Source organism: Candidatus Amarolinea aalborgensis, assembly GCF_900491745.1.
Lineage (GTDB): Bacteria > Chloroflexota > Anaerolineae > SSC4 > Amarolineaceae > Amarolinea > Amarolinea aalborgensis.
In genome coordinates this window covers 1-22204 of sequence record NZ_UETR01000047.1, presented here as the reverse complement: position 1 = coordinate 22204, position 22204 = coordinate 1, and the positions used below count along the sequence as shown (strand labels likewise).

Annotated in this window: 23 protein-coding genes; 11 read left to right on the top strand and 12 right to left on the bottom strand. The window is 63.8% G+C overall.

Going from position 1 to position 22204, the window contains the following annotated elements; genetic code table 11:
- Together ACPQ6D_RS22110 and ACPQ6D_RS22105 are read left to right on the top strand one after the other, a co-directional pair.
- The coding region (locus ACPQ6D_RS22110) for a DUF4351 domain-containing protein (protein ID WP_423226523.1) at positions 1 to 433 on the top strand (433 nt) is incomplete at its 5' end.
- Between the two features lie 149 nt (positions 434 to 582).
- Positions 583 to 798: a dodecin family protein gene (locus ACPQ6D_RS22105; RefSeq protein ID WP_423226522.1), complete on the top strand. Its 216-nt coding sequence runs from the start codon at positions 583 to 585 to the stop codon at positions 796 to 798.
- A 342-nt stretch (positions 799 to 1140) separates the two neighbouring features.
- Here ACPQ6D_RS22105 and ACPQ6D_RS22100 read toward each other — a convergent pair whose 3' ends face one another.
- Positions 1141 to 1536: a toxin-antitoxin system TumE family protein gene (locus tag ACPQ6D_RS22100; protein ID WP_423226521.1), complete on the bottom strand. Its 396-nt coding sequence runs from the start codon at positions 1534 to 1536 to the stop codon at positions 1141 to 1143.
- Complete coding sequence (locus ACPQ6D_RS22095) at positions 1533 to 1826, bottom strand: hypothetical protein (protein WP_423226520.1); 294 nt, start codon at positions 1824 to 1826, stop codon at positions 1533 to 1535. Before ACPQ6D_RS22095 ends, ACPQ6D_RS22100 begins: the two co-directional genes overlap by 4 nt.
- A gap of 515 nt (positions 1827 to 2341) precedes the next feature.
- Between ACPQ6D_RS22095 and pheS the strand changes: the two genes are divergently transcribed.
- From pheS to ACPQ6D_RS22055, 8 genes are all read left to right on the top strand, one after another.
- Entirely contained in the window at positions 2342 to 3373 is a 1032-nt protein-coding gene (gene pheS / locus ACPQ6D_RS22090; protein ID WP_423226519.1) for a phenylalanine--tRNA ligase subunit alpha, read from the top strand.
- A 105-nt stretch (positions 3374 to 3478) separates the two neighbouring features.
- Positions 3479 to 6064 (top strand): phenylalanine--tRNA ligase subunit beta, encoded by a 2586-nt coding sequence (pheT, locus tag ACPQ6D_RS22085; protein WP_423226518.1) that lies wholly within the window; start codon positions 3479 to 3481, stop codon positions 6062 to 6064.
- 83 nt (positions 6065 to 6147) lie between these two features.
- Positions 6148 to 6894, top strand: coding sequence for a DsbA family protein (locus tag ACPQ6D_RS22080; RefSeq protein WP_423226517.1), 747 nt, complete (start codon positions 6148 to 6150; stop codon positions 6892 to 6894).
- A 161-nt stretch (positions 6895 to 7055) separates the two neighbouring features.
- Entirely contained in the window at positions 7056 to 8237 is a 1182-nt protein-coding gene (locus ACPQ6D_RS22075) for a M20 metallopeptidase family protein (protein ID WP_423226516.1), read from the top strand.
- Between the two features lie 45 nt (positions 8238 to 8282).
- The gene (locus ACPQ6D_RS22070; RefSeq protein WP_423226515.1) at positions 8283 to 8654 is read left to right on the top strand and encodes a hypothetical protein; all 372 of its coding nucleotides are present in this window, start codon (positions 8283 to 8285) and stop codon (positions 8652 to 8654) included.
- 3 nt (positions 8655 to 8657) lie between these two features.
- On the top strand, positions 8658 to 9161 hold the full coding sequence (locus ACPQ6D_RS22065) for an SRPBCC family protein (protein WP_423226514.1): 504 nt from the start codon (positions 8658 to 8660) through the stop codon (positions 9159 to 9161).
- 7 nt (positions 9162 to 9168) lie between these two features.
- Positions 9169 to 9645 carry a DinB family protein gene (locus tag ACPQ6D_RS22060; RefSeq protein ID WP_423226513.1) on the top strand — a complete coding sequence of 159 codons (477 nt, stop codon included), beginning with the start codon at positions 9169 to 9171 and terminating at the stop codon, positions 9643 to 9645.
- Between the two features lie 13 nt (positions 9646 to 9658).
- Positions 9659 to 9943 (top strand): cytochrome b5 domain-containing protein, encoded by a 285-nt coding sequence (locus tag ACPQ6D_RS22055; protein ID WP_423226512.1) that lies wholly within the window; start codon positions 9659 to 9661, stop codon positions 9941 to 9943.
- Between the two features lie 58 nt (positions 9944 to 10001).
- Here the strand turns inward: ACPQ6D_RS22055 and ACPQ6D_RS22050 are convergent, their stop codons facing one another.
- From ACPQ6D_RS22050 to ACPQ6D_RS22005, 10 genes are all read right to left on the bottom strand, one after another.
- Positions 10002 to 10793, bottom strand: coding sequence for a hypothetical protein (locus ACPQ6D_RS22050; protein ID WP_423226511.1), 792 nt, complete (start codon positions 10791 to 10793; stop codon positions 10002 to 10004).
- A 128-nt stretch (positions 10794 to 10921) separates the two neighbouring features.
- On the bottom strand, positions 10922 to 11689 hold the full coding sequence (gene tpiA, locus ACPQ6D_RS22045; RefSeq protein WP_423226510.1) for a triose-phosphate isomerase: 768 nt from the start codon (positions 11687 to 11689) through the stop codon (positions 10922 to 10924).
- Positions 11690 to 11740: 51 nt separating this feature from the next.
- Complete coding sequence (locus tag ACPQ6D_RS22040) at positions 11741 to 12913, bottom strand: phosphoglycerate kinase (protein ID WP_423226509.1); 1173 nt, start codon at positions 12911 to 12913, stop codon at positions 11741 to 11743.
- 88 nt (positions 12914 to 13001) lie between these two features.
- Complete coding sequence (locus ACPQ6D_RS22035; RefSeq protein ID WP_423226508.1) at positions 13002 to 14375, bottom strand: gluconeogenesis factor YvcK family protein; 1374 nt, start codon at positions 14373 to 14375, stop codon at positions 13002 to 13004.
- A 135-nt stretch (positions 14376 to 14510) separates the two neighbouring features.
- Positions 14511 to 15380, bottom strand: coding sequence for a GNAT family N-acetyltransferase (locus ACPQ6D_RS22030; protein WP_423226507.1), 870 nt, complete (start codon positions 15378 to 15380; stop codon positions 14511 to 14513).
- 6 nt (positions 15381 to 15386) lie between these two features.
- Positions 15387 to 16505: a glycosyltransferase family 4 protein gene (locus tag ACPQ6D_RS22025; RefSeq protein ID WP_423226506.1), complete on the bottom strand. Its 1119-nt coding sequence runs from the start codon at positions 16503 to 16505 to the stop codon at positions 15387 to 15389.
- Positions 16506 to 16509: 4 nt separating this feature from the next.
- Complete coding sequence (locus ACPQ6D_RS22020) at positions 16510 to 18117, bottom strand: lipid II flippase MurJ (RefSeq protein ID WP_423226505.1); 1608 nt, start codon at positions 18115 to 18117, stop codon at positions 16510 to 16512.
- Complete coding sequence (locus ACPQ6D_RS22015) at positions 18107 to 19336, bottom strand: nucleotidyltransferase domain-containing protein (RefSeq protein WP_423226504.1); 1230 nt, start codon at positions 19334 to 19336, stop codon at positions 18107 to 18109. The genes ACPQ6D_RS22020 and ACPQ6D_RS22015 overlap by 11 nt, the downstream gene beginning before the upstream one ends.
- 4 nt (positions 19337 to 19340) lie before the next feature.
- Positions 19341 to 20111, bottom strand: a complete 771-nt coding sequence (locus ACPQ6D_RS22010; protein WP_423226503.1) for a helical backbone metal receptor — start codon at positions 20109 to 20111, stop codon at positions 19341 to 19343.
- 210 nt (positions 20112 to 20321) lie between these two features.
- Positions 20322 to 21035 (bottom strand): response regulator transcription factor, encoded by a 714-nt coding sequence (locus ACPQ6D_RS22005; RefSeq protein ID WP_423226502.1) that lies wholly within the window; start codon positions 21033 to 21035, stop codon positions 20322 to 20324.
- 228 nt (positions 21036 to 21263) lie between these two features.
- On the opposite strand from ACPQ6D_RS22005, the gene ACPQ6D_RS22000 reads away from it, so the two are divergent.
- A partial coding sequence (locus ACPQ6D_RS22000; protein ID WP_423226501.1) for a right-handed parallel beta-helix repeat-containing protein occupies positions 21264 to 22204 on the top strand: 941 nt, incomplete at its 3' end.

The window sequence follows — 22204 nt, the reverse complement described above, 5'->3', positions numbered from 1 at the left end:
GCGGGGCTATGAGAGACAAGATATCATCAATCTATTTCGGTTCATAGATTGGGTGATCCAGTTACCGGAAGGTCTGGATCAGATCTTTTGGCGTGAAGTAGCTGAAATCGAGGAGGCGCAGCAGATGCCATACATCACCAGTGTTGAGCGAATTGGAATGCAGAAAGGCCTGGAGCAAGGCATCCAGCAAGGCATCCAGCAAGGGACGCAACAAGGGATGCAACAGGGTCAGGCGCAGATGGTATTGCACGTGTTGAGCCGACGCTTCGATACCGTACCTGTTGACCTGGCTGGGGCCATTCGCGACTTACCCAGCGCGCACCTGACGGCCCTGCTGGACGTCGCCTTGAGCGCGGAGGCGCTACCCGAAGTGGCGGCTTTCGTCAAAGCACTGGCCGCGGGTGATGGCAAGGGCAATCCATCACGGATGTGAGCGACATGGCCCGGTGCGCAGCAATTGGAAAAGCGCGCAAGATGACGTATAATGAGGATGCAACCTGTTGCCAGGCGCATATCAAAGCCGGACGCGCATAGAGGTTGCAAGTTTACCCGTGTCTATTCAGTCCCTCAAAGGAGAGCATTATGGCTGAGAGTGTGTACAAGGTCATCGAACTCATTGGCACCAGCACTGAGTCGTGGGAGAAGGCTGCGGCCAACGCGGTCGAGACGGCCTCGAAGAGCCTGCGCGAACTGCGCATCGCCGAAGTCGTACAGTTGGACATGCACCTGGATCAGGGTAAGGTCGCTACCTATCGCGTCAAACTGAAGGTGTCGTTCAAGTACGAGTCGGGCGACTAAGCCAAGCTCAAGACCAAAATTCCCCCACGCTAGATGACGCACCGATATGGGTGCGTCATTTTTTTGTTCCGCACGGAAACCGGGCAGGTTACAGAGTTGTGCGCCCTGGACGCATTTGGGGGCGCTATTTCTTTGTTCGGCCCGGAAATCGTTGGCCTGCGTCTGGTTGAGCAGCGCATGCGCGCGCGAGACCAGGTTGGGCGTTTTGTCAGTGGCGCGGCCGACGAGGGCTTCCGCCACACCGCCGGCCGCGGCGCTCAACAGCAAGGAAATGGTGATGATGGGTTCAGGCACGATCAGCCTCCGATAGCGTCGCCTCGCCCGACATAACCGATGGCTATATCATTCCACCTCGTCATCTGAGGCGATGAACGCCAGAACAGCATCCAATAGCTGTGCGATATCCATCGGCGGTGATGGATGGACTCCACCGCTGTTATCATGGCGATGATGGGGATACGTGGCGATTTGTGGGTGATGTGCAACATTATCCCAGCGGACGATCAGTGTTTTGTCGGCTGCAGTCTGAAGATGGTAACGATACTTGAGTCGCTGAACCCCTGGCTCGGTCTGGACGTACTCGGCGATATGAAGCTCCAAGTCCCCCAGAAGGTGGAGCGTTCCTCGGATGTAGCATTCCGTGACGTCAATCTCGTCGAAACGTACTTCCGAACGAAGCACGTGGGGCGCTGCGTGAATCACTGCCTGGATATGCAGATAGTACTCGCGAGCGTTCACACCGTGACCTCGGTGAGGATCCGCGTGCGGCGATCCCAAAGATCGAACCCGCGTTTGGCTGCATACCAGTCGAAGTATTCCAAATCGTCGCCTAACTTGCCATCCTCAAATTCCCTCAGGAACTGGTCGGATAACACGCCAAATCGCGTCTCGAACTCCTGGCAGGTGCGTTCGTAAGCGTTGCGCCTGGCGTTCGCTAAAGTGGCCTCGCGGCTCAGGGCAGCGCGCAGCGCTGCGCGTACGTCGTTCATGTTATAGGCTGTTTGTCCCGTGTTCAAGGTGATTTCCATCGGTTATGCGTCCTTGGTGTGGCGTTGATAGACGTGTCCGGATGCTGGGTGGACGAACGTCCCAGGTTATCTGGCACGTATTCTACCACCTCGCCACAGGATCGGCAATAGATCGGCGATCTTTGTCGCCAGTTTGTAGGCCGCACATCTTGACAAACCCTGCCCTTTCGGCGATAATCACGCCACAATCGAATCGTCACCAACAATGGCTGTGATGGAGAAGAGTACGCGGAACCGCGACCCTCAGAGAGGTTGAGCCACAGGCTGGAAGCTCAACCGGGTGCGCCTCCACGGAAGTTCGCTCCTGAGCCGGGCGAGGGAAACCGGTCATATGACCGGCGCGTAGTTCGCCCCGGATGCCCACCGTTACACGGGCCGCCGGTAAACCCCGTTTGCCGGCCTGAGCGGAGCGATCAGCGCGGCTGATCCTCAACCAGGGTGGTACCACGAAATGTGCCTGACCGCACGTCGTCCCTGACACGTGCGGTCTTTTTGTTGCCAGGAAAAGGAGAGGATTGAATATGCTCGATCAACTCAAAGCCCTTGAACAGGAGGCGCTGGCCACGCTGGCGGCCGCGCTCGATGCGGCCAGCCTCGAAGAGTGGCGCGTGGCGGTCTTGGGGCGCAAAGGCACGCTGACCCACGCGCTGCGCGGGTTGGGTCAGCTGCCGCGCGACGAGCGGCCGGCGGCCGGTGCGGAGGCCAATCGCGTCAAGGATCGCCTGGAAGCTGCGTTCACGACGCGGCAGGAGACGATGCAGCAGGCTGAGATCGCGCGCGCGCTTGCGGCCGAGGCCGTGGATGTCACCCTGCCCGGGCGACCGCCGTCCCTGGGGCGCATCCATCCCAGCAATGCGGTGCTGCGCCGCATCTACGCCATCTTCGGCCAAATGGGCTTCCAGGTTTACGACGCGCCCGATGTGGAGCTGGACGAGGTCAACTTCCAACTGCTCAACATCCCGCCCGATCACCCGGCGCGCGACATGCAGGATACCTTCTACACCAAAGACCCGCGCGTGCTGCTGCGCACGCACACGTCGCCGGGACAGATTCGCGCCATGCGCGACCACGCGCCCGCGCCACTGCGCGTCATCCTGCCGGGCAAGTGCTTCCGCTATGAGCAGGTCACCGCGCGCAGCGAGTTCATGTTCCACCAGGTGGAAGGGCTGGCCGTCGGCAAAGGAATCACGATGGCGGACTTGAAAGGCACGCTGCAGGAATTCGCCAATCAACTCTACGGCGCGGGCCGGCATCTGCGTTTCCGCTGCTCGTACTTCCCTTTCGTGGAGCCGGGGGTAGAAGTGGATATGGACTGCATCCTGTGCGGCGGCCAGGGCTGCCGGTTATGCAAGTACAGCGGCTGGCTGGAGATCAGCGGCGCGGGCATGGTGCACCCGGTGGTCCTGCGCAACGGCGGCTACGACCCGGAGGTCTACAGCGGTTTCGCTTTCGGCATGGGGCCAGAGCGCATCACCATGCTCAAACACCGCATTGACGACATTCGTTACTTCTTCTCGAATGACGTACGCTTTTTGGAGCAGTTCTGAGGAAAGAGACCGGAGAGCAGAGACCAGAGACCAGAGAGCATCCGCCTTCCACTCACCTGATCTCTAATCTCCGATCTCTAATCTCTACGACACGGAGACAACACGATGAAGATACCATTAAGCTGGTTACGTGATTACGTAGACATCAATTTGACGGTGGAAGAGTTAGGGCAGCGCCTGACCCTGGCGGGGATCGAGGTGGCCGCTACGGAGCGCATTGGCGCGGACTGGGAGCGCGACAAGTTGTTCGTGGGCGAGATTGTGCGCATTGATCCGCACCCGGATGCTGACCGCCTCGTGTTGGCGACCGTCGTCTATGGCGGCGACGCGCCCATGACGGTCGTCACTGGCGCGCCCAACCTGTACCCGTACAAAGGCCAGGCCAACCTCGGTCTGAAGGCGCCTTTCGCGATCAGCGGCGCGCGGTTGATTGATGGGCACAGCGAGGAGAAGAAGTTCATGCGCCTCAAGCCCAGCAAGATTCGCGGCGTCCGCTCAGAGGGCATGGTCTGCTCTGAAAAAGAGCTGGGGTTGAGCGACAGTCACGAGGGGATTCTGATCCTGCCGCCCGATGCGCCGGTGGGCATGCCGCTGGTGGACTACATGGGCGACACGGTGCTGGAGATCGAGCTGACGCCCAACCTGGGCCGCTGCCTCTCCATGCTCGGCGTCGCGCGTGAAGTGGCCGCGCTGGAAGCGCTGACCCTCAAGCGCCAGCAGCCGCTGCTGCAGGAGATTGCGGGCCGGGTCGCGCCATCCGAAATGCCCGATCCTGCGCCGGTCGCAGAGCCATTTTGCCAGATTGTGATTGAGGCTCCTGACCTGTGCCCACGCTATACGGCAATCTTGATCCGCAATGTTGCGATTGGGCCGTCGCCGCGCTGGCTGCAGGAACGCCTGCGCCTGGCCGGTCAGCGGCCGATCAACAACGTGGTGGACATTACCAATTATGTCATGTTGGAATGGGGCCAGCCGCTGCATGCGTTCGATTATGACGCGCTGGCGGCGCGTGCGCAGCGCACCGGGCAAGCGCAGCCCACAATCATCGTGCGGCGCGCGCGGCCAGGCGAGCGCATGACCACGCTTGACGATGTGGAGCGGGCGCTGACGACCGACATGCTGCTGATTGCCGATACTGCGGGCGCGATTGCTGTCGCCGGTGTGATGGGCGGCCAGGAGACCGAGGTCAACGAGCGGACGGTGAATGTGCTGCTGGAATCGGCCTGCTTCAACAACATCAACAATCGGCGCACCGCGCAGGCGTTGAAGCTGTTCAGCGAGGCATCCACCCGCTTCGGGCGCGGCATTCCGGCCACGCTGGCGCCGCTGGCTAATCGCCGCGCCGCGCAGTTGATGGCTGAACTGGCCGGCGGCGAGGTCGTCGCCGGTGTGCAAGATGCGTACGCCGTGCGGCAGCGTGACGTTACCATCGAACTGACCAACGCCGAAGTGGAACGACTGCTGGGCATTCGGGTAGCGCCGGCTGATCTGCGGCGCACGCTGGAAGCGATGGAGTGTCGGGTAGACCATGATTCGGGTGAGGGGGCGTTGCTCGTGAGCGTGCCCTGGCACCGGCTTGACCTGGAAATCCCGGCCGATCTGGTGGAAGAAGTGGCGCGTGGGATTGGCTATGATAAAATTCCAGCCACACTGCTGGCTTCGGCGCTGCCGGAACAGCGGCATAACTGGCCCATCGAAAGCGAAGAGGCAATCCGCACCCTGTTGGCCGGCTGCGGTCTGCAGGACACGATCAACTATCCGCTGATTAGCGAGAGCGACAACGCGCGCCTGCTGGCGGCCAGCAGCGGCGAGGGCTGGACCAACGCGCAGGCGATGGCCGGCTACCAACTGCCCGCGCTGCTGCGGCCTGCCGACAGCGTGCAGTTGGCGAATCCGCTGAGCGTGGAACGCAGCCTGCTGCGCAGCAGCCTGCTGCCCAACGCGCTGCAGGTTACGGCCGCCAACCTGCGCTACACCGAGCGTTGGGCAGCCTTCGAAATCGGCCGCGTCTACTGGCCCCTGGCAGGCGAGCTGCTGCCGCAGGAGGCGCGCCATGTCAGCCTGGTGATGGCTGGGCCACGCGCGCCGGCCTGGTGGCAGGGATCAACGACCGAAGAGCTCGATTTCTACGATCTCAAGGGCGTCGTAGAAACCTTGCTGGCGCGTATGGGCGTGCCCCAGGCGCAAGTGCAGTTCGCAGCGACCACACACCCCGCGTTCACGCGGCGTGTGGCCCGGGTGCTGGTCGCGGGGAAGGACATCGGCATCCTGGGCGAACTGCACCCAGCCGTGCGCCGGGCGTTCGATCTGCCCATGCAGGGGCGGGTGGCTGTCGCCGAACTGGCCCTGGAGCCGCTGGTCGCAGCCTATCAATCGGACATACCGATGCAGTCCATCTCGGCTTATCCCGCGATCAAAGAAGACCTGGCCGTGATCGTGGATGAAGGCGTGCGCGCCGCGCAGGTGGCAGAGGCCATCACGGAAGCGGGCGGTGAGCTGCTGACCGCTTTGCGCCTGTTCGACGTTTACCGGGGGGATCAGATCGGCGACGGGCAGAAGAGCCTGGCCTACCGCGTGATCTATCAGGCGGCCGATCACTCACTGACCGATGCCGATGCCGCCAGGCTGCGGGCGAGAATCATGCGACGGCTGGAAGAGACCATCAGCGGCAGGCTGCGCGCATCGGGTTGATGCACGGTAGCCCGAGCCCCCGGAGCAGTCAGAACAGATCGAAACAACAACCGGTAGAAAACGATACCTGGAGGAAAAGACACGTGGCAAAGAAACCTGGAATGCCCCCGCCCCCACAGAAACTGGAAGGACAGCGTGAACGGGTGTCCAAGCAGACCGCACGCGAAACCGCGCGCAAACGGCAGCAGATGGAACAGCGCCGCAATCTGCTCTTGATCATCGCAGGCGTCGCCGTCGTGGGCCTGATTGCCGTGGTGCTGATCAGCAACGCCGCGCGCAGCGGCGGCGGGGTTGCCCGTTCGGGCAAGGGCGCTACCCTGGGCGCGGTGGACGCGCCGGTGGTGCTGCAGGACTTCTCCGACTTCTACTGCAGTCACTGCCGTGACTTCGCGCTCGATCGCGCGCCCGAGTTGGTCAAGGATTACGTGGACAAGGGGCTGCTGCGCATCGAGTTCAAGCACTTTCCGCTGCGCCCTTCTTCGTACGGTGCGCACATCGCAGCAGAGTGCGCGGCCGGCCAGGACAAGTTCTGGGAATACCATGACCTCCTGTTCAAGAATCAACAGGGCAGCGAGCTGAGCAACGCTCAGTTGAAGAAGTTCGCGGCCGACGCTGGGCTCGATACAGCCACGTTCGATACCTGTTTGGATCAGAAGCAGGGCAAGGCGCAGGTGGATGCTGATGCGGCCGAGGGTACAGCCAAGCAGATCAACTCGACGCCGACTATGTTCATCAACGGCGAGCGGGTGCTGGGCGCCGTGACGGTGGCGCAGTTCAAAGAAGTGATCAACCGCAAATTGCAGGAAAAGGGCATTACGCCGCCAGGCTAAGTGGGCGTCGCGGCACAAAATGAAAGAGGCCGAAGGCAGGGATCTGTCTTCGGCTTCTTTGCATGGATTTTGGCCTTGCGCCTGCGCCATGCTACAATGAACCGTGACAAGAACCATGCCCCCGGCCCGATGAATCTGTCCCAGGACGTGAAGAGGATTGGATGGCTGATTTCCAAACGCAAGCCGCAGCGATGGCTGAGCAGTTGGTAGCCTGGCGCCGTGATTTTCATCAGCGCCCGGAGCTTGGATTCCACGAAACGCGCACCAGCCGTGTGGTGGCCGAGCATCTGCACGACCTGGGCATCGAAGTGCAGCAGGGCGTGGGCGGCACGGGCGTGGTGGGCATCATAGATGGCGTCGGCGACGGACCGACGGTGATGCTGCGCTTCGACATGGACGCCTTACCCATCCACGAGATCAACGACGCGCCCTACCGCTCGCAGCACGCTGGCGTGATGCATGCCTGCGGGCATGACGGCCACACTGCGATCGGTCTAGGCGTGGCGACGCTGCTCAGCCGCCAACGTCAGCGCTGGCGCGGCCGGATCAAGCTTGTGTTTCAACCGGCCGAAGAAGGCCTGGGCGGCGCCATGGCGATGGTGCGCGATGGGGTGCTGCAACAGCCCGCGCCAGACTATGCCTTCGGTCTGCACCTCTGGAATCAGTTTGCATTTGGAGACCTGGTCATTCAAGCTGGTCCCTTGTTGGCCGCAGCCGATGAGTTTCGCCTCACGATCACGGGTCGCGGCGGCCATGGCGCCATGCCGCACGAAGGAATTGACGCCATCGTGATTGCTGCCCAGGTAGTCTCTGCCCTGCAAACCATCGTCAGCCGGCAGGTGGATCCGACCGAGACCGCGGTGCTGACCGTGGGCACGGTGCACGGCGGCCAGGCCTTCAATGTGCTGGCCGCTGAGGTCGTCATGACCGGCACGATCCGCACTTTCGACGCCGCGGTTCGACGCCAGGTATGGCAGAGGATGGAGGCGCTGGCGCAAGGCATTTGCCAGGCCTACGGCGCCGCCTTCACGTTGCAGCAGGTCGGCTGTTCCGCGCCGGCCACGGTCAATGACGCCGCCGCAGCCGCGGTGATGCGACAGGCTGCGCAGACGCTGACCAGTCCAGCACACATTGAGCAGATCAAGCCGTTGATGATTGCCGAGGACATGAGCGAATTCTTGCAGCGGGTGCCAGGCTGCTTTGCCCTAGTTGGCGCTGGCCCCCATCCCTATCCACACCACCACGCTGGTTTTGACTTCGACGAGCGGGCGTTGCCGGTGGGGGTGGCGCTCTTGTGCGAAACGGCCGCGCGCATCTTGGAGCGGCCAACCCCTCAGGTCTAGTCAGACCCAAGCTGATGTCAACGACATCGCGGAAGGAGCACGATCGTGCCGGAGATTGAAGGTTACTTCATTGACAGACAGGGAAAACCCGTCGAGGAATGCAGCGTAGAAGTCGTGGCCTGGGAGGGCGAAGTCTTGGCCGCCACCACGGCGCTGTCCGATCATTTTACCTTGCGCATCCCTAACGCATCGCCTAACACGCCGGTCTTTTTTCGGATTCATACCACGACCCCGCGGGCGCTCAGCACCTACCATGAGATTGATTCGCCGAGCCTGATCTTGCCGGCCACAGAGCAGAAAATCCGCCTGCTGCTGGCCGCAGCGCGCAACGCGACCGATCCGCAGCCAGCCGACTCAATGCGACCGGCCTGGGTGATTCTGCCCATGCCTGAGAAGATGGTCAAGCGGGTCGGATAGCCCATGGGCCAGATAACCAAAGCGATCGAAATCACGGCGCCCATCGCCCTGGTGTTTGACCTGCTCAAACCCGCGCGTCTGGGTGAATGGTATGGACTCGAACTGCACACGCAGGTTTCCCAATCCACCGATGCTGCGTTGGGGGTTGGCGCGGCCTTGACCATTCAGACCGACCTGGGCGTCGCGCAGGCCGAGGTGATTGAGTTCAGTGCGCCAGCCAAGTTCACCTGGCGTCAGTTGGATGGGCGCAGCCAGGTTTCCTTTCTGCTCTTTCCGGTTGAGAACACGACCAGCGTGCAGCTCATCGAGGACTATCGTCTGCGGAGGCCGCTTGGCGCGCTGGCTGATCGCTTCTTCGTCCAGAAGCGCAGCGCGCAGGCCGCCGCGCAAAGCCTGGCCAACCTCAAACGCCTGGCCGAATGGGAAGCCTATCAGCAGCGCCAAAAAATGCGCGGCGGAGAGCCGCGGCCCGGCGCCAGCCCCATTCAATTGCTCGATCTATCCTGAACCGGCGATGAACAAACAAGAACTCCAAACCGATATGGCGGATGCCCGCAATGCGCTGCTGACCGTCCTGCGGGCGCTGCCCGAAGAAGTCATCCTCAAGCCGTACTCAGTCGGCCGCTGGTCCATCAAAGATGTGGTGGCGCACATCACAGCCTGGGAAGATCGCCTGTTGACGGTCGCGCAGAAAGTGCTGTGGGGCGATGGCCGCCTAGTGGAATGGATTCGCAGCGACGCCGAGTTGGAAGCCTGGAATGAGCGCAACTACCGGCGGCTGCGCGATTGGAGCTGGCCGGAAGTGCTGCGCGGCCTGGCGTTGCAGCGCGAAGAGACCACCTGGAATGTGACTTTTCTCAGCGAGGAACAACTGCAGGCGGCGTACCAGGTTGGCGAACGGGTCGTCACCGTGGGCGGCCTCCTGGCGGGCATTGCTGAGCATGATCGGGAACATCTACCGGCTCTGCAGATGCAGTTGGAATCAGTCTGATGCACAGCTCTCCATGACCCACACGACTGACCTGCTCACCATTCCGGCGTTGGGCGCCGAGCCGCATTACACGGAGACGGAACTGCGCCGCTTCGATGGACAGCAAGGGCGTCCAGCGTACATTGCGTATGCTGGGATCGTCTACGATGTGACCCACTCAGCCCTGTGGCGCGGCGGCATGCACAAGAATCTGCACTACGCCGGTCTCGACCTCACCCGCTCGCTGCGCAAAGCGCCGCATGATACGTCCGTGTTTGCCCGCATGCGTCGGGTGGGCATCCTCAAGCCGGAACCGTGAGCCGGCTCGGAGCGCCGAAGTTATTCAGCGAAGAGGCAGAACCATGGGATTTGTCAGCCTAGCGTCCTTTGCGCCGGCTTGAGTCCCCTGACGACTCGAAGACCACGCGCTGGCCGCGCAACGCGCCCAGGACGAACTCCAACAGGATGATCAGCGCCCCACAGCCGACGTCCACCACCAGGACGAACGTAAACGCCTCGGCCAGCACCAGCAGGATTCGGTTGATGGCGGCCACGAGATCTGGCCCAAGCTGGGGCGTCCAGCCGACAATCAGCGCGAGACAGATCAACAGACCGCTGAACATGAGCACGGGGCGCACTGGCTCGGTATCGCTGGGACTGGGGAACATGGCGTTGCTGATGGCGAACGTCAGATAGAGCCACAACCAGGCGTCGGAGACCTTCAGCACGCCCAGCAGACCTTGCAGCGCGCCCGCCAGGCCAGCTTGTGTGACGCCGCGCACCAGGCCGGTCACATCGAAGACGCTGGCGCCAAGCACAAGCACGCTGAGGCTGCCCAGCAGGAACGGCGCCATGCCCACGAAACTGTCGAGCAAATGGCCGCCCGACGCCACGGTCACTGATCCGAGGCGAATGTGTTTGCCATGACGTTTGGGATAGAGGTTGGGCAGCTTGACCTTGAGGCCGAGCATTTTCGCCACGAGCCAGTGGCTCAACTCATGCACGAGGATGCCGGGAAAAAGGATGACCCACAATGCCACCACGGCGCCATCCGCGTGGCCGGCGATCAGCCAGCCCAGGGCTTGAATGTGGGCGCTGATCCAACGCGCCACGATCCACAAGGCCGCCAGCGAGCCAATTGTCCAGAAAAGTGGAATCCAGTCGTTCAACCGTCACCCCGCACCGAGCACTGATTGTGCGCGCTATTGTAGTCAGAATCAGGCGCGCTTGCAAACTGGCGCGTAGAAGAAAAAAAGCCGGGTTCTCCTGTGAGAGCCCGGCTTTTCTGTGGTGAGGATTAGCCGCGTACGTTGGCGGTGATACGAACCATCTCAATGAAATCTTCAGCCTTGAGACTGGCCCCGCCGACGAGCGCGCCGTCAATGTCAGGCTGCTGCATGTATTCGGCCATGTTCTTGGCGTTGGTGCTGCCGCCGTACTGCACGCGCACCGCCTGCGCCACCGCCTCTCCGTACAGGTCGGCGACGGGGCCGCGAACACTGAGGCTGATGATCTGATTGGCGGCCGCGCCCGTCGCGGCCTTGCCCGTGCCAATGGCCCAGATTGGCTCATACGCGATGACCAGCCCGGCCACCTGCTCGGCCGTCAGCCCGACCAACGCGCCGTTGACCTGCTGGCGCACGACGGAATCGGTTGCGCCGGCCTCATACTGCTCCAGGTTCTCGCCCACGCAGATGATGGGAATCAACCCATGCGCCAGGGCCGCTTTGACCTTGCGGTTGACGCTGGCATCGGTTTCGCCAAAGTATTGGCGGCGTTCCGAGTGTCCCAGAATGACGTACTGGCACAGCTCGGCCACCATGTTGGGCGCCACCTCGCCGGTGAACGCGCCCTTCTCCTCCCAGAATAGATTCTGAGCGCCCAAGCCGACGTGTGAGCCGTTGAGCGCCTGTTTGACAGGGGCCAACGCGGTGAAAGGCGGGCAGACGACGCTGGTGACGGCCGGAATAGCATCGAGTGCGGACCGCAGGTTGACCACCAGGGTGAGCGCCTCGGCCACTGTCTTGTTCATCTTCCAGTTGCCCGCGATAATGGGTTTACGCATGATCTTTACCTCGACGAAATAAATCCTGCCACGTGGCTGGCGAAGCGTGGGCTAGTTATCCAGCAGCGCTTCGACGCCGGGCAGTTTCTTGCCCTCAAGAAATTCCAGGCTGGCGCCGCCGCCGGTCGAGATGTGGGTCATCTTGTCAGCCAGGCCTGCCTGTTCAACCGCGGCTGCTGAATCGCCGCCGCCAATGATGGTGGTGGCGTGCAGGCCAGCCAGCACCTCGGCGATGGCAAACGTGCCAGCCGCAAAGCGCGGGAACTCGAAGACCCCCATCGGGCCATTCCAAACGACGGTTTTGGCTGGCTGCAGCGCCTCCTTGAAGTGCGCCACCGTGGCCGGGCCAATATCGAGCACACGCCAACCGGCCGGGATGTCGGCCATGGGCATGACCTGGCTGGCCGCTTCGGCGTCGAACTTATCGGCGATCACCACATCCACGGGCAAGAGGAGCCTGGCGCCGGCGCGGTCCATCAGAGCGCGGGCCATGTCGAGGCTGCTCTCTTCGACCAACGAATCGGCCAGGTCATAACCCTGTGCTTTGAGGAAGGTGTTGGCCATGCCGCCGCCGATCAGCAGCGAGTCCACCTTGGCCAACAGCGCCTCGATGACGCCAATCTTGTCCGAAATTTTGGCGCCGCCCAGGATGGCAACGAAGGGGCGCTGCGGCTTGTCCAGGGCTTTGCCCAGGAATGCGAGCTCCTTTTCCATCAAGAAACCGGCCACCGCGGGCAGATAGCGCGCGACGCCTTCGGTGGACGAATGGGCGCGATGGGCCGAGCCGAACGCATCGTTGACAAAGATGTCGCCCAACTTCGCCATCTGCTGCGCAAGCTCGAGATCGTTCTTCTCTTCGCTGGGGTGGAAGCGGGTGTTTTCGAGCAGCAGCACCTCGCCTGGCGCCAGCGCGGCCGCGGCAGCCTCGGCCACGGGGCCAACGCAATCCCCGGCAAACTGGACCGGGCGGCCCAGCAGTTCGCTCAAGGGAGCAACCAGCGGCTGCATCGTGTACTTGGGATCCGGGCCGCCCTTGGGCCGTCCCAGGTGCGACATGAGCACCAAGGAAGCCCCATGATCGAGCAGATAGTTGAGGGTTGGCAGCGCGGCGCGCATGCGGGTGTCGTCGTTGACAACGCCATTCTTGATGGGCACGTTGAAATCAACGCGCACGAGTGCGCGTTTGCCATTGACGTCAATATCACGAATCGTCTTCTTGTCCATATTCCATCCTCTTTCGCTGCCCGGCGCGTGCTTGATTCCGCCGGACGCATGACTTAGTGATTGAATCTTGTCCTGGCTATCTGCCATTTCAGTGAGATCGTACTACAGTCGGCGTGGAAACATTATGATTTAGGGCAGCTTTTTCAGAGCGAATTTGCGCGCTTGTCACCTGCGCGTAGAGCTGCATCACGGCGCTAGCCAACAGCTCGCTATCATGCCGCCAGGGCCGCCGCCGGTCCACGAGATCAGCCAGGTAAACGGAGATGCCAGGCAAATCATCCGTGGGTGGGCTGACCCATTCGAAATGGGCCGCATGCGCAGGCACCGGCACGCGGGTGTTGTTGTTTGCCAGCACATAGGAAAAAAGACCGGCGCCCACGTGGCGGCTGAGCGACTCGATATGCTCCAGCACGCCGAAGCCTGCGGTCTCGCCCGGCTGCGTCGCCACGTTGCAAATGTAGACGCGCGGCGCACGCGCGGCCTTGACCGCACGCGCGATGCCATCCACCAACAGGTTGGGGAGTACGCTGGTGAAGAGACTGCCAGGCCCGGCCACGATCAGGTCAGCGTCGAGAATCGCTTTGACTGCGGCCGGAAAGGCGCGGGCATCTTCGGGCTGCAGAAAAACGCGTTCGATGCGCTGGCCTAGCGCAGGAATGGCCGATTCACCTTCGACGCGGCGCCAGCCCGAGAGGCCGTCGGCCGTTTCTTCGCGCAAATCTGCGCACAGCGTCACATCTTGCAGCGTAGAGGGTACAACCTGCCCGCGCACCGCCAACACGCGGCTGGCCTCGGCCAGGCCGCTCTCGAAGCTGCCGGTGATGTTGGTCATGGCGGCGATGAACAGGTTGCCGAAGGAATGGCCATTCAGCCCCATGCCTTCGCTGAACCGATACTCAAACAGGCTGGTGGTCAAGGTTTCGGCTTCGGAGAGCGCGGCAATGCACGCCCGAAAATCACCTGGGGGCGGCAGGCCTAATTCCTGGCGCAGACGACCGGAGGAGCCGCCGTCATCGGCCACGGTGACAATCGCGGTGATGTTGTCGGTGTAGCTTTTGAGGCCGCGCAGCAGCGTGGAAAGGCCGGTACCGCCGCCAATGGCAACGACCTTCGGCCCGCCGCGTCGCCGGCGATGTTCGTACACGATGTCAACCACGCTGTTTTGCCCCGGCCGCAGGAATGGTTCCACCAAAGCCTGGCTCAGGCGAAAAAGAGCCAGGCCAATCAGGCCAATCCCGACGCCAGAAAAAGCCAACGCGCGCCACGGCCGATCCACAAATTGCAGCAGACCATAGTAGATGATCGGCGAAAGTAACTCGTTGTTCGACGCGCCCCGCAGCAGCATCGCCAGGCCCAAGCTCAGGACGATGGTCCCGAACATGAGCAACAACAACCATCGCTTGACGTACATTCCGGGGACAAGCCACTTCAATTGCGAACGACGGCCATTACGCGATGACATGGGCGGAGGGTTCCTTCTGATCTTGCCAACAAACGAAATGCGTCCGGCTGCGCCAGCCAGTAACCATGCATTACCTCAATTGCTTTCCCGGTGTACACATCACAGGCATGGACCTATGTGGGCCACTCGCCTGAATTATAGTCCATAACCAGCAAAGCCCAAAACGCGTTCGCCGTATGGCCCGTCATCTCTTTGCAGGCGATAGATCGCTTGCCGACCACCGGGCGCAGGGAGGCGCAGCAGATCGGTCACGACATAGCCGCGGCCGAGATAGGCTTCGAACACAAGACGCGTTTGCTGGCGCCAATCCCGCGCCAGGGCCAGATCGGCCCGTTTGAGGGCCTGGATGTCCGCTGGGATCTCGACGTGCACCACGGGCGACGAGAGCGCCAGGTCGGTGTGGACGATGCGCCGCGCCAGGCCGTCGCCGGCGCACGGATTGGCTTGGGGGCCGGCCAGTTGCTCGGGCGGCGCAGCCTCGCCGGCCGCCAGGCGGTTGACGCGGGGACTGCTGATCCACCAACTGGCCTGAAAGCGGTCGCTGGGCAAGCCGCGCCCCAGCTCGCCAAAGTCTTCACCAAAGAGGTTGCGGTCGTAGGCGAAAACCGTGGCGCCCAGGGTGTGCAGATTCAGGCGCGCATTGGGCGCTTCCAGCGGGTCGAACGTCCAGGTGATCAAATCAATGCCCACGGCCAGCATCCGCACGCGCTGCGCCCATTTGAGCTGCGCGGCGACGCCGCGGTTGCGATAGTCCGGCAGCACGCCCATGGTTTGCGAGCAGAGCTTGAGGCGCCGATCGGGGTTCATGCCCAGGAAGCCGAAGAGGAAGCCGATCATCTGCGCGCCATCGAACGCGCCGAGCACCATGCCGCCGTTGCGCGCAGCCGAGATGAGCAGGGGCGCATACAGCCCTTCGCCGTGGGTGAAGCCCCAACAGCGCTGTTGAATCTGGCGCACCTGCTGAAATTCGTCGAACGTCGTCAGGTCTCGGATGGCAATGGTCATGGTTCGTTATGCTTTCTTTTGGGTGTGTGCGACCTGCTCATAGACATCCAGGGTCGCCTGCGCCGTGCGCGCCCAGGTGAACGCAGCCGCATGCGCCAAGCCCTGCGCCTGCAGGCGCGCGCGGGCGGCGTGATCGGTCAGCGCCTGCTGCATGGCATCGGCCAGCGCATCCACCCGCGTCGGATCCACGAGGATGGCCGCGCCGCCGGCCACCTCGGCCATCGCGCCGCAGTTGCTGGTAACCACGGTCGCGCCGCACGCCTGCGCTTCCACGATCGGCAGGCCAAAGCCCTCGGCGAGCGAGGGAAAGACGAAGAGCGCTGCGCCGCTGTAGAGCGCGGCCAGGTCGCTGTCTGTGACCGCCGGCAGGCAGTGAACCGCAGTCTGCAGATCGAGCCGGGTGATGGTTTGCTGCACGCGCAGGCTGGCGTTGCCAGGCGGACCGACCAGCGCCAGCGCCAGGTCAGGCTGCACGCGCACGCGGTGTACGCGGTCGAACGCCTCCAGCAGACGCACCAGGTTCTTGCGCTCGACCTGCGCGCTGACGCACAGCACGAATGGCGGCCGTACGCCCAGGCGCGCCAGCACAGTCTGCACCGACGCCGGCGCCGCGGGCCGAAAGACCGGGTTGAGTCCGTGGGGAATGACGTGCAGCCGGGCGGCGTCTACGCCGTAGACCCGCGCCAGATCGCGCGCGGTCTGCTGCGATGGCGTCAGCACGGCCGCGGCGCGGCGCAGCCCGCGCTGCATGGACAGGCGGTGAAAAAGGCGCCAGGCCGGATGGAACCCCTGCCAGCCGTCCTCCAGGATGGTGTCATGACAACTGAGCACCAACCGGCAGCCGAGGGGCAGAAGCGGCGCAATGAAGGCCGGCGCGTGCAGCAGGTCAGGCCGTCGCCGCCAAACATGCAGCGGCAGCGCGGCTTCGATGCCGAGCACAAAGGCTGCGCCGTCGGCCACCTTGCGCAGCGCATCCGGCTTGTACGCAAAGCCGGGCGCGCAAAAAGCCTCGATCGCCCAGCCCGCCGGTGCGCCGCGGCGCAGCGCCGCCAGCAGCTCCCGGCCGTAAACGCCGATGCCGCTGCGGTTGCGCGCGGGAAAAGTCATATCGAAAATGACGTGCATGGGCTTAGACCTTCGACTGCGAACCCGGCGCCGGCCCGCGGCCCCGCAGTCGCCCGAACCAGGCGCGCAAGTCGCCCTGCACAAAGCCGGCGCGGCGGGCCAAGAGAAAAAAGACGCTGCCGCCAGCCAGGGCCAGGACGAGCAGGCGCAAGAGGAGCGCGGGCAGCGCCGCGCCCGGCGTCGGCGGCTCGACTGAGCTCGCCGAAGTCCGCAGCCAGGCTTCCGCCAGCCAGCCGACGGCCAAAGCCGCCAACGTCGCGGGCAAAAGCGCCCGCAGATCGGTCAACAGGCGCCGCCAGGCCAGGGCTTGATGCCGCTGCACCAGGACCAGGGCCAGCAGGCAGGTGGAGATGACGGCGGTGGTCGAAAGCGCCAGCGCCAATCCCACGGCGCCCCACGCGCGGCTGCACAGGGCCGCCAGGGCCAGGTAACAGACCAGGCTGACGGCGGCCACGGCCAGCGGGGAACGTACATCCTGGCGTGCGTGCAGGGCTTTGAGCAGAATAGCGCCCAGGCCGGCCGGCGCCAACCCCAACGCATAGCCCTGCAGCAGCCCGGCGGTCAGCGCGCTGTCCTGCGCGGAAAAGCGGCCGTGTTGATAGAGCAGCGCCACCAGGAGCTGACTGCCGCTGATGAGCCAGACCGTGCTGATGAGCAGCAGCGGCAGCGCAGAACGCAGCCCCGCAGCCAGCGCCGCGCGGAAAGCCGCACCGTCTACCTGCAGGGCAGCCAGCCTGGGGAAAATGACCACGGCCAGGGAGCCGGCCACCAGAAAGAGCGGCAACGACGAAAGTTTCTGCGCCAGCGTCAAGCGCGCCACGGCGCCCGCGCCCAAGTGCGAGGCAAAGACGCGCTCCACCAGCGTTGTGATCTGCGACAGGCTGACGTAGGCGAAGAGCGGCAGGCTGAGGCTGAGCACGCGCTGCCAGGGCGCACGACTGGGCCGCCCGACCGGCGCATCGCTGGGCAACGGGTCGCGGCCTGGCCGCGCGGTGACCAGCAACGCGGGCACGTGTACCAGGAACTGCACGCCCATCGCCAGGGCGACGACCAACGCCACGGCGGGAACGGCGGCCGCGGGCTGCAACGCCAGCAACGCCAACGCCGCCGCGCTCCCCAGGCCAGGCGTGAGCGCAGGCACGACAAAGTGCTCGTGCGCGTTGAGCAGCGCGCCGGTGAGGCCGGCCAGGATCAGGCAGACTGCGCCTGGCAGAAAGAACCGCAGCGCCTGCACGGTCATAGCCTGCGTGGCGGCGTCGAAGCCGGGGAAAAGCACGTTGACCAGCGCGGGGGCCTGCCAAACGGCCAGCGCCGCCAGCGGAATCAGCCCGCCGGCGACGCCGAGCAGCGCCTGCCAGATCAGGCGCCAGGCGCGGGCCTGGCTCGTGCGCCGCACCTCCAGGTACACGGGCACCACGGCCGGCGCTAAGGTGCCAGCCACGAGCATCTGCTGCAAGATGGCCGGCAGCAGGAGCGCGCTGAAGAGGGCGTCGCTGGTTGGGCTGGCGCCGAAGCGCGCGGCCAGCGCGGCGTCGCGCAGATAGTTCAAGGCGTTCACCGTCAGCGTCAACCCCAGGACGAGCGCGGCCGCGCGGCGCAGACTAAGCGTCATGCGCGCCTCCCCGCATCCGCACGCTGCGCCAACTGCGACCAGTCCACGAGGCAACCAGGCGGCCCCAGAAACGAATCTGCGCCAGCCAGAAGAAGGGCGAGGCGCTCAGCCGCGGGTAGAGCGCGGCCAGCTCACTGCGCGAGTGGAAGATGGTGCGCTGCACGGCCAGGAGCTGCTCGCGGCGATTGCGCGGCCAAACGCGCAGCATCTCGCCGGGGCGAGTCGTCGGCTCCATGCCAAAGGTGCGGTTGGAGAGGCGGCTGGCGTGCAGCCAGGCGCTTAACGGTGCATGCACCTGGCCGGCCAGGTGTGCGGTGAGCGGCGCCAGCGAACCGTGCGGCTGGTAGTGCGCCAAGAGGCCGAGAGCGGGGTAAAGGAAGCGCGCGCCATCTGCGCTGAGGGGCATCAATGCGTCCGCGAGGGCGTCGGTCGGCCGGCCTTGCGTCAACATCGCCAGGTCAACCAGGTGGACGAGGCGCAGCACGCGCTCGAGCAGTGAAATCGAGGCATGGACGGCGAGGTGGTGCAGGAGCACAGGGGTTGCAGGCGCCCAAGCCGTGACGCCCAGGAAGGGGCGCGGCCGGGCGTGCTGCCACAGCAGCGGCGTCAGATCGTAGCTGGCGCCGCGAAACTCTTCACGTACATGGCTGTGCAGGTCGAGATAGCGCGGGTTGTCCGGGTGATCCTGCGCCCAGGAAACGATGGTCGCAGCGCCGGGCGGATGCAGCACGACATGGCGCCACGTGCGATTCTCGATCCGATAACCGATCGCCTGCAAGACTTGCGTTGCCGCGGCCAGGTGTTCCGGGAGCACCAGCAAATCCAGGTCGTGCAGTGAGCGCAGGGCTGCGTCGTCGTAGACGTTGCCTTCGAGCAGCAGGCTGCCTTTGAGCGGCATGGCGGGGATGCCGGCTGCAGCCAGGGTTGTCAGCACCCGGCTCAAGTCAGCCAGCAGGCGCTCATTGCGCTGCGCGTTGGCGCGATAGCCGGCCTCCACCGTATCCTGCACCGCAAGCGGCAGCTGCGCGCGCCACGGCATAGCCCAAAGAAGCGGCAGAACGCCGTGCAGGTAGGCGGCAATGCCGAAGGTTTCCCAGGCCGCGGCGGGCCAGGCAGCCGCGGCCGCGGGCGCTTGCTCCGGCTGTAGAACCCAGGTTGCGAGCGTCTCGACCGCCTGGGGATACCAGGCCTTATGTGCGGCGGTCAACGGCAGATTCAAGGCGCTACTCCACCGCAGCCAGAACAGCGGCCAACTGGCGTAATCCGAGCAGCAGGCGTGGGCCAGGGCGACTGAGCAGACGATCATCTATCACATGCATCTGCCCATTGCGCACCGCCGTCACCTGCGCCCAGCCCGGGCGCGCCGCGACTTGCTGCGCCTGTGCGCTCATGCCAAAACCGCTCCATGCCAGCACGATCACTTCGGGATCGTACGCCAGCACCTGGGCATCCGTCACCTCCGCGCTGGGTTGTCTTCGCCGCGCCAGCCCGCTCTCGCCGCCTGCCCAGGCCACCAGCTCCGGCGCCCAATAACCGGCGGCCGTGGGCGGCTTGTGCCAATCCTCCAGGTAGACACGCGGGCGTCGCCGCCGGCGGGCCGAAGCCGCCGCAATGGCTGCCATGCGTCGGCGAATATCATCTACAAGCACCCGCGCCATGACCGCCGCGCCCACCGCCTGACCGATGAGGTCAATCGTCTCCAGAACGTCATCCATCGTTTTGGGGTCCACACTGAGCACCGGCAGCCCACCGGCTTCCAGGCGAGCGCTGACGCGATCCGGCAGCGAGGTTGCGGCCACGATCAAATCAGGCGCCAGGTCGGCCAGGCGGGCGTCCTTGACATCGAGCCACCCGCCCACAGCGAGGGCTTTCTGGCGCGCCTCCGGCGGCCAGTCACAGTAGCGGGTGACGCCGACCACGCGCTCGCCTGCGCCCAACGCGTACAGAATCTCGGTCGTACTCGGCGCCAATGACACGATCCGTTGTGGGTTCATGGCGCTAACCTGACAACAGGCCGCGGATGAACACGGATCGCCACGGATTGCCTGTTTTCATCCACGGTTGTGCGCCCCGGCGCATGGATAACTAACCTGACAACAGGCCGCGGATGAACACGGATTGCCGCGGAATGGCTGTTTTCATTCACGGTTGCGCCCTCGGGATAGGTGAAATCCTGGCCTTCTGTCGGCCATTCATCGTCAGGCTCACGGCTTGCCTGGCTCACGCGCCCACTTGTAACCCATGCCGCGCACAGTCAGCAGCCAGCGGGGACGCGCGGGGTCATCCTCCAACTTGGCGCGCAGATGGCGCATGTGGACATCAATCGTGCGATCGCTGCCCAGGTCGCCTTCGTAGCCCCACACCGCTTCGATCAGCGCGTCGCGGGTCACCGGGCGTTCGGCATTGCTGACCAGGTAGCGCAGGAGGCGGAACTCGATCGGCGTCAAATCCACCGCCTGGCCGCGGCGCGTGACCAGCAGGCGTTCCAGGTCCAATTCGATATCGCCAAAGCGCAGGCGCGCGCCAGCCACGGCGGCGGCCAGTTCGCCATAGGCGCGGCGCAGCAGCGCGCGGATGCGCGCGATCAGCTCATGCAGCTTGTAGGGCTTGACGACGTAATCATCCGCACCCAGCTCCAGACCCAGCACTTTGTCCAGTTCCTCGTCGCGCGCCGTCAGCATCAAGATCGGTTGGCGCCGGCCCTGGCTGCGTAAACGGCGGCAGACATCGAAGCCGTTGATGTCGGGCAAGCGAATATCGAGCACGATCAGGTGCGGATCGGTCTGCGCAGTCAGGTCGAGCGCCCGTTGGCCGTTTTCGGCCCAGGTGACTTGAAAACCCTCGGCTTGCAGCGCATAGGTCAGGCCGCGCGCGACGGCGCGCTCGTCCTCAACGATCAAAATACGTTCTCCGGCCATTCCCTCACCCTCGCCTGACGGTTATTCATCGTGCGCCGCAGATTATACCTGAAATGCGGGATTTTGTCCGATGCGATACGGGCAGGTGTGGACAGGCGCCGCTGACAAGGCCATGCAACCATGCGATATTTTACTTGCCATATGCGCACTTTTTGTGCTACACTTGTACCTCAAGTGAATCGAGAAAGGCCACCCGCTGTCGGCTACAGAAGAATGGGGGATTAGCTCATGAAGGCTCGGCTAGTTGTGCTGCATCTGCTCTTGTTGGTCAGCCTGTTGTGGTCTAGCGCTGCGTGGGCGACGCCGGCCGCGGCGCCTGATGGCGCCAACATCCTGGTCAACACATTGACCGACGAACTGAACGCCGATGGCGACTGCGCCTTGCGCGAGGCCATCCGTGCGGCCAACCTGAATCAGGCGGTGGACGCGTGCGCGGCGGGCGCGGGCGTAGACACGATCACCCTGCAAGCCAATGTCACTTACACGCTGACTCGTGTGGGTGCGGATGACACTGCGGTGAACGGCGACCTGGACATCACTGACGATGTGACCATCGTTGGCAGCAACACCACCATTGACGCCAACGGCGCAACCACCCTGGATCGGGTTATCCAGGTGTTGAGCGGCAACACCGTCACTATCTCCGATGTCACGCTGCGCAACGGTCGCACCACGTCATTAGGCGCCGGCATCCGCAGCGCGGGCACGCTGACGCTGCACAATGTCACAGTCTCCAGCAATGTAAGCACCGGCAATGCCGGCGGCGGCATTGCGAACGAAAGCGGCGCGTTGACCTTGAGAGAAAGCACGATCAACAACAACACGGCTGCCACCTTGGCCGGCGGCATCGCGCTGCTTGGGGGCACACTCGAAGCCGTCAACTTGAATCTGAACAACAACAACGCCGCCAGCGACCGCGGCGGCGGCCTGTGGATTGGCAGCACCGCCTCAGCCACGCTGGTCAACAGCACGATCAGCAACAACAGCGCAGGCACCAACGGCGGCGGCATCTTCAACGAAAACAACCTGACCTTGCTGGGCAGCACCGTGCACACGAATCAGGCCGGTACGCCCGGCGGCGGGGTGAGTGAGGTAGGAGGCGGCATCTACAACCAGGACACCCTGGTCATGAGTCACAGCACGGTGCGCAACAACTATGCGGACGACAG

Coding starts and splice junctions, on each gene's coding strand:
- ACPQ6D_RS22105 (WP_423226522.1), top strand. CDS start 583: ATGGCTGAGAGTGTGTACAAGGTCATCGAACTCATTGGCACCAGCACT.
- ACPQ6D_RS22095 (WP_423226520.1), bottom strand. CDS start 1,826: ATGGAAATCACCTTGAACACGGGACAAACAGCCTATAACATGAACGAC.
- pheT (WP_423226518.1), top strand. CDS start 3,479: ATGAAGATACCATTAAGCTGGTTACGTGATTACGTAGACATCAATTTG.
- ACPQ6D_RS22075 (WP_423226516.1), top strand. CDS start 7,056: ATGGCTGATTTCCAAACGCAAGCCGCAGCGATGGCTGAGCAGTTGGTA.
- ACPQ6D_RS22065 (WP_423226514.1), top strand. CDS start 8,658: ATGGGCCAGATAACCAAAGCGATCGAAATCACGGCGCCCATCGCCCTG.
- ACPQ6D_RS22060 (WP_423226513.1), top strand. CDS start 9,169: ATGAACAAACAAGAACTCCAAACCGATATGGCGGATGCCCGCAATGCG.
- ACPQ6D_RS22055 (WP_423226512.1), top strand. CDS start 9,659: ATGACCCACACGACTGACCTGCTCACCATTCCGGCGTTGGGCGCCGAG.
- tpiA (WP_423226510.1), bottom strand. CDS start 11,689: ATGCGTAAACCCATTATCGCGGGCAACTGGAAGATGAACAAGACAGTG.
- ACPQ6D_RS22040 (WP_423226509.1), bottom strand. CDS start 12,913: ATGGACAAGAAGACGATTCGTGATATTGACGTCAATGGCAAACGCGCA.
- ACPQ6D_RS22035 (WP_423226508.1), bottom strand. CDS start 14,375: ATGTCATCGCGTAATGGCCGTCGTTCGCAATTGAAGTGGCTTGTCCCC.
- ACPQ6D_RS22030 (WP_423226507.1), bottom strand. CDS start 15,380: ATGACCATTGCCATCCGAGACCTGACGACGTTCGACGAATTTCAGCAG.
- ACPQ6D_RS22025 (WP_423226506.1), bottom strand. CDS start 16,505: ATGCACGTCATTTTCGATATGACTTTTCCCGCGCGCAACCGCAGCGGC.
- ACPQ6D_RS22020 (WP_423226505.1), bottom strand. CDS start 18,117: ATGACGCTTAGTCTGCGCCGCGCGGCCGCGCTCGTCCTGGGGTTGACG.
- ACPQ6D_RS22010 (WP_423226503.1), bottom strand. CDS start 20,111: ATGAACCCACAACGGATCGTGTCATTGGCGCCGAGTACGACCGAGATT.
- ACPQ6D_RS22005 (WP_423226502.1), bottom strand. CDS start 21,035: ATGGCCGGAGAACGTATTTTGATCGTTGAGGACGAGCGCGCCGTCGCG.